Origin of the sequence: Mycobacterium sp. (genome assembly GCF_050701675.1) — a bacterium.
In the GTDB taxonomy this organism is placed as follows: domain Bacteria; phylum Actinomycetota; class Actinomycetes; order Mycobacteriales; family Mycobacteriaceae; genus Mycobacterium.
Map to the genome: position 1 here is coordinate 1 of NZ_JBOGDD010000201.1, position 5,016 is coordinate 5,016.

At 68.7% G+C, this 5,016-nt stretch carries 5 protein-coding genes and 2 pseudogenes; 5 read left to right on the top strand and 2 right to left on the bottom strand.

All coding sequences use genetic code 11. The features are described 5' to 3' along the window. The 5 genes and pseudogenes from ACRDUX_RS05815 to ACRDUX_RS05835 all read left to right on the top strand — a co-directional run. Positions 1-320: pseudogene (locus ACRDUX_RS05815) on the top strand (glycogen debranching enzyme); the annotation flags it as partial. A gap of 53 nt (positions 321-373) precedes the next feature. Further along, a complete protein-coding gene (locus ACRDUX_RS05820) occupies positions 374-541 on the top strand; it encodes a hypothetical protein (protein WP_526411897.1) in 168 nt (55 codons plus the stop codon). A gap of 119 nt (positions 542-660) precedes the next feature. Then, positions 661-1,113 (top strand): MarR family winged helix-turn-helix transcriptional regulator, encoded by a 453-nt coding sequence (locus tag ACRDUX_RS05825; protein WP_526411899.1) that lies wholly within the window; start codon positions 661-663, stop codon positions 1,111-1,113. Beyond that, on the top strand, positions 1,110-1,946 hold the full coding sequence (locus ACRDUX_RS05830; protein WP_526411901.1) for an ATP-binding cassette domain-containing protein: 837 nt from the start codon (positions 1,110-1,112) through the stop codon (positions 1,944-1,946). The genes ACRDUX_RS05825 and ACRDUX_RS05830 overlap by 4 nt, the downstream gene beginning before the upstream one ends. Before the next feature lie 70 nt (positions 1,947-2,016). Beyond that, the gene (locus tag ACRDUX_RS05835; protein ID WP_526411905.1) at positions 2,017-2,787 is read left to right on the top strand and encodes an ABC transporter permease; all 771 of its coding nucleotides are present in this window, start codon (positions 2,017-2,019) and stop codon (positions 2,785-2,787) included. A 6-nt stretch (positions 2,788-2,793) separates the two neighbouring features. Here ACRDUX_RS05835 and ACRDUX_RS05840 read toward each other — a convergent pair whose 3' ends face one another. Together ACRDUX_RS05840 and ACRDUX_RS05845 are read right to left on the bottom strand one after the other, a co-directional pair. Continuing rightward, a complete protein-coding gene (locus ACRDUX_RS05840; RefSeq protein WP_526411903.1) occupies positions 2,794-4,683 on the bottom strand; it encodes a glycosyltransferase family 39 protein in 1,890 nt (629 codons plus the stop codon). Positions 4,684-4,788: 105 nt separating this feature from the next. After that, positions 4,789-5,016 (bottom strand): annotated as a pseudogene (locus ACRDUX_RS05845) (maltokinase); the annotation flags it as partial.

The window sequence follows — 5,016 nt, forward strand, 5'->3', positions numbered from 1 at the left end:
GCTCGGAGATGAGCGACGAGGACTGGGACTCCGGCTTCGGCAAGTCGATCACCGTGTACCTCAACGGTCAGGGCATCCCCGATCTGGACCCGCGCGGCCAGCGCGTCACGGACGACTCGTTCGTGATGTGCTTCAACGCCCATCACGAGCCGATCGACTTCACGCTCCCGCCAAAGGAATTCGGCGCGAGGTGGCAGCCGGTGATCTACACGGTCGACGGGGCGGTGATGGAGGGATCCAGGCCGGTGGTGGCGGCCGCCCAGCTCACCGTCGAAGCGCGCTCCGTCATCGTGCTGCAGGCGGCACCGGAGGAAGCCTGACGCAGCCGTCGATTCGGATGGCGACCCGCGGGCTTCGGGATTAGGTTCGACCGGTGATGTCCGCAGCCCTCGGTGTCGGCGCCGTCCTGCTGATGGTGTTCATCGGTGTCTGCATGGGCGCGTGTGTGCGGACGCACTGGAAGAACCCGAACCAGCCGTTGCGACGCCTTGGCCGCGCAGCGCGCGCCATCGCAGTGATGCGGCGGCCGCACGGTTCCTGAGCCCCCTCCCGTGCGGTTTGGGCGCGCCCGGTTGCGCTCATCGCCACCTTCCGCGCCGAAATCACGCGGGGAACGAGGATGGGGAGTAATTAGCTCTGCAACAGAGGTATCGTGGCGTGATGGACACCAGGACCGATCTCGCAGCGGAGCTGCTCGCGGGCGTGGGACGCTTCCGCCGCCAGGCCCGCCGATCGAGCGGCGCACCCGCTATCGGCACCGGACTGCCCGAGTCGCAAGCCGAACTGCTCAGACTCGTCGGACGTCACCCAGGCATCTCCGTGCGGCACGCCGCCGACGAGCTCGGGCTCGCCCCGAACACCGCATCGACGCTGGTGTCGCGGTTGTCCACCGACGGCCTGCTGCTGCGTTCCGTCGACCCCGACGACCGGCGGGTTGGCAGACTTCGGCTCACCGCGTCCGCGCAGCGCATGGCCGACGAAACCCGCGCTGCCCGACGGGCCACCCTCGGGGCCGTGCTCGAGCGCTTGGACGCCGACCAGATCGACAAACTCAACGACGGCCTCGCGGTGCTCGCCGACGTGACCCGACTTCTGCGCGAGGAGCAAGCATGACCCCGACACCTTCGGCGGCCCCGGCGATCGACTGCCGCCACCTGAGCCACCGCTACGGCGACTTCACCGCCGTCGACGACCTGAACCTGGAGGTGCAAGCGGGTGAGACGATGGGCCTGCTCGGACCCAACGGCGCCGGCAAGACCACGGTCGTGCGGTTGCTCACCACCCTCACGCCCGTCCAGACCGGCGACGTTCAGATCTTCGGGTTCGACTCCCGCCGCGACACCCTCGACATCCGCCAGAACATCGGCTATGTGCCGCAACAACTCTCGATCGAGTCGGCATTGACTGGCAGGCAGAACGTCGACCTGTTCGCCAGGCTTTACGACGTTCCGCGCCGCCAACGCCGCGGACGGGTCGACGAGGCGCTGTCCGCGATGCAACTTCTCGACGTCGCCGACAACCTCGCAGGCACCTACTCCGGCGGGATGGTGCGCAGACTGGAACTCGCCCAGGCACTCGTGAACCGCCCGTCGCTGCTGATCCTCGACGAGCCCACGGTCGGCCTGGATCCCATTGCGCGCGACGGGGTTTGGTCACAGGTGGCCGACATGCAGGAGGAGTACGGCATGACGGTCCTGCTGACCACCCACTACATGGAGGAGGCCGACGCGCTGTGCGACCGCGTCGCCCTCATGCACCACGGCGTACTGCAAGCCGTCGGTTCGCCGAGCGACCTGAAGGCGGGCTTGACGCCGGACGCCTCCGCCAGTGCGACGCTGGAGGACGTGTTCCGCCACTACGCCGGCTCGGACCTGTCCGAGGACAACACCAGGCGTGGGTTGCGCGAGATCCGTTCCAGCAGAAAGGCGGCGCGCCGTGCCAGTTGAACCGACATCATCCCGTCGCTCCGCTCGCCCCGGCGAAATCACCGTCGAGCTGGTCCGGGCACCACGCGGTATGCGGCGCGTCGGCGGACTCCTGCGCCGCATGGGCGCCTTCGCGCTCGTCGAGATGCAGAAGCTCTCCCACGACCGCACCGAGCTGATGACCCGCATGGTGCAGCCCGCGCTGTGGCTGCTGATCTTCGGGCAGACGTTCTCCAAGCTGCACGTCATCGACACCGGCGGTGTGCCGTACCTCTCGTTCCTGGCGCCAGGCATCATCGCGCAGTCGGCGTTGTTCATTTCGATCTTCTACGGCATCCAGATCGTGTGGGACCGCGACGCGGGCATCCTGGCCAAGCTGATGGTCACCCCCGCGCCCGCATCGGCGCTCATCACGGGCAAGGCGTTCGCGGCGGGGGTTCGCTCGATCGCCCAGGTCGTCGGCGTCATGGTGATCGCCTACCTGATGGGCATCCACCTGACCGCCAACCCCTTGCGGATCCTCGCCGCGATGGGCGTCGTGGTGCTCGGCTCGGCATTCTTCGCGTGTCTGTCGATGACGCTCGCGGGTCTGGTGCGCAACCGCGACCGGATGATGGGCATCGGTCAGGCCATCACCATGCCGTTGTTCTTCGCCTCCAACGCGCTGTACCCGGTGGACATCATGCCGCCATGGCTGCGTTGGCTCTCGGCGATCAACCCGCTGAGCTACGAGGTCAACGCACTTCGGGCGCTGCTGATCGGGACGCCCGGCAACACGGGGCTCGACATTGCCGTCCTCTTGGTCGCCGCGACGCTCGGCGTCGTCACCGCCTCGACGCTGCTGCGCCGCCTGGTCGGCTAGCGGCGGTCACTTCGGCGCGGCCAGATCGTAGGCCGTGACGCCGCCGATCGTCGTCGAGTGGAAGTGCCCGCGCACCCACCTCAGGATGTCGGAGTGCGCACGGGGGCTGATGTGCTCGCCGTGCTCGTCCTCCGCGACGGCGCCCTTGGAAGAGCCGCGAGGAGCCAGGTAGTACCCGATCTGATGGCGGGCGACGTCGTCCTTGAACTGCTGCAGCGTCGGCGCCGGGTCGGTACCCGAGAAGCCACCGATCGCCATCACCGCCGTATCCGTCGACAGTTCGAGCCCTGCCGCGGACGACGACCGGTCGATCGCCGCCGACCACGGTGTGGCGGTCGACTCGAGCAGGGCATCGAGGCGCGGATTGCCGACCCTGGTGCCACCCGAATACCCTGTCCGGGCCGGCCCAACGGAAGGGCCGATCCCCTGATGCGGCGCACCGACGGTCGCCAACGAATACGCCGCAGGACCGCCCAGCGCAGCGGCCAGTGCGACGGCCAACAGAACCGGGGCGACGTCACGACGCTGCGACCAACTCCACAGCAGCGCCGTCGACGCCGACACCGTCAGCACCACGACGGACCACCTCAGGGTCGGCCACGGCATGGCGCTGCCCCCCAATAGCCACCAACCCCAGACCCCCGCCGTCAGCAAGATGGCCACCAGTGCCAGCCGGCACCAGACGGCGTCGCGACGGGACCACGTCTGCTGCAGGCCGATCGCGAAGAGCGCCGCGACGGGCGGTGCGATCGACAGGCTGTAGTAGGGGTGGATCGTGCCGTGCATGTAGCTCAACACCAGGCCGTCGACCAGGAACCACGCGCCGAACAGAATGGCGCCTGCGCGCACCAGGTCCGTACGCGGAGCCTTGGCGCGCGCGACGATCGTCAGGACAAGCGCCAGCACCGCGGCGGGCACCAGCCAGCCGATCTCGAAGCCGAACTCACCGGAGAGCAGCCGCGACCAGCCCTGCGACCGACTGCCGTAGCCGCCGAAGCCGGTGATCGGGCCGAGACCGGACGGCAGTACGACGTCGGAATGGTCGCGACCCAGCACCCTTGCCAACCCGTTGTAGCCCAGGACCAGGTTCATGAAGTTGTTGTCGGTCGACCCTGCGAGATACGGCCGCGCCGACGCGGGCCACACGAGAGTCAGCACCACGAACCAGCCCGCCGCGAGCGCGAACGCCGCGGCAGCACCCAGCAGGTGGGCCAACCGGACGCGCAGTCGCACAGGCGAAGCGACGAGGTAGGCCGCCGCGAGCGCAGGCATCACCATGGCGCCCTCGAGCATCTTCGCCAGGAAGGCGAACCCCAGCGCCAGCCCGGCACCCGCCAGCCACCTCGCCGAACCCCGTGGCACGGCGCGCATCGTGCAGTACGCCGCAGTCGTCATCAGAAGAACCATCGCGGCGTCGGGGTCGTTGAAGCGGAACATCAGGACCGCTACCGGCGTGAGCGCGAGCGTCGCCCCGGCGAGCAACCCGGCCCGCGGCCCGCTGATCCGGCGCACCGCGCCGTAGAGGAGCGCGACGGCGCCGACGGCCATCAACGCCTGGGGGACGAGCATGCTGGCGCTGCCGAACCCGAACAGCTGGCCCGAGAGTCCCATCACCCACTGCGACAGCGGCGGCTTGTCGACCGTGATGAAGTTGTGCGAGTCCAACGACCCGAACAGCAACGCCTCCCAGTCACGGGACCCAGCCTCCGCGGACGCCGCGTAGTACTGGTTGCCCATGCCGTTGATGGTGATGTTCCACAGGTAGAGAAGGGCGGTGGCGAGCAGGAGAATGCCCAGGCGAACCCGGTCACCGGTGACGATCGACGACCCGCGGGGGTGCGGTTCCGCGGCCGGGGTGTCGGCGGATACTGCCAACGTTCCCAGGGTTTGCGTCACAGCACTCAGTGAGGCATTGCGACGTTCGGGCAACCTGTGAACGAGCGTTGAGAGTGCTGGCGGTCTGCCAGCCGATCGCTGGACTCGTAACGCGCCGCGAGTCCCTCAGCCGACCAGGCGGCCGATCGACGCCATCGGGATGGGAAGCCAACCCGGGCGATACCTGGCCTCGTAGCCGGCCTCGTACACCGCCTTGTCGAGTTCGTAGGCGGCGAGCACACCGGCCGAGGCTCGCGGATCGTGACCCGACGCGGCCGTGTAGCCGTCGCAGAACGATGCGCCGTTGCGGTCCACCCACTCGCGGGCCCGGACGGCCAGTCGGTCGTCCGGGCC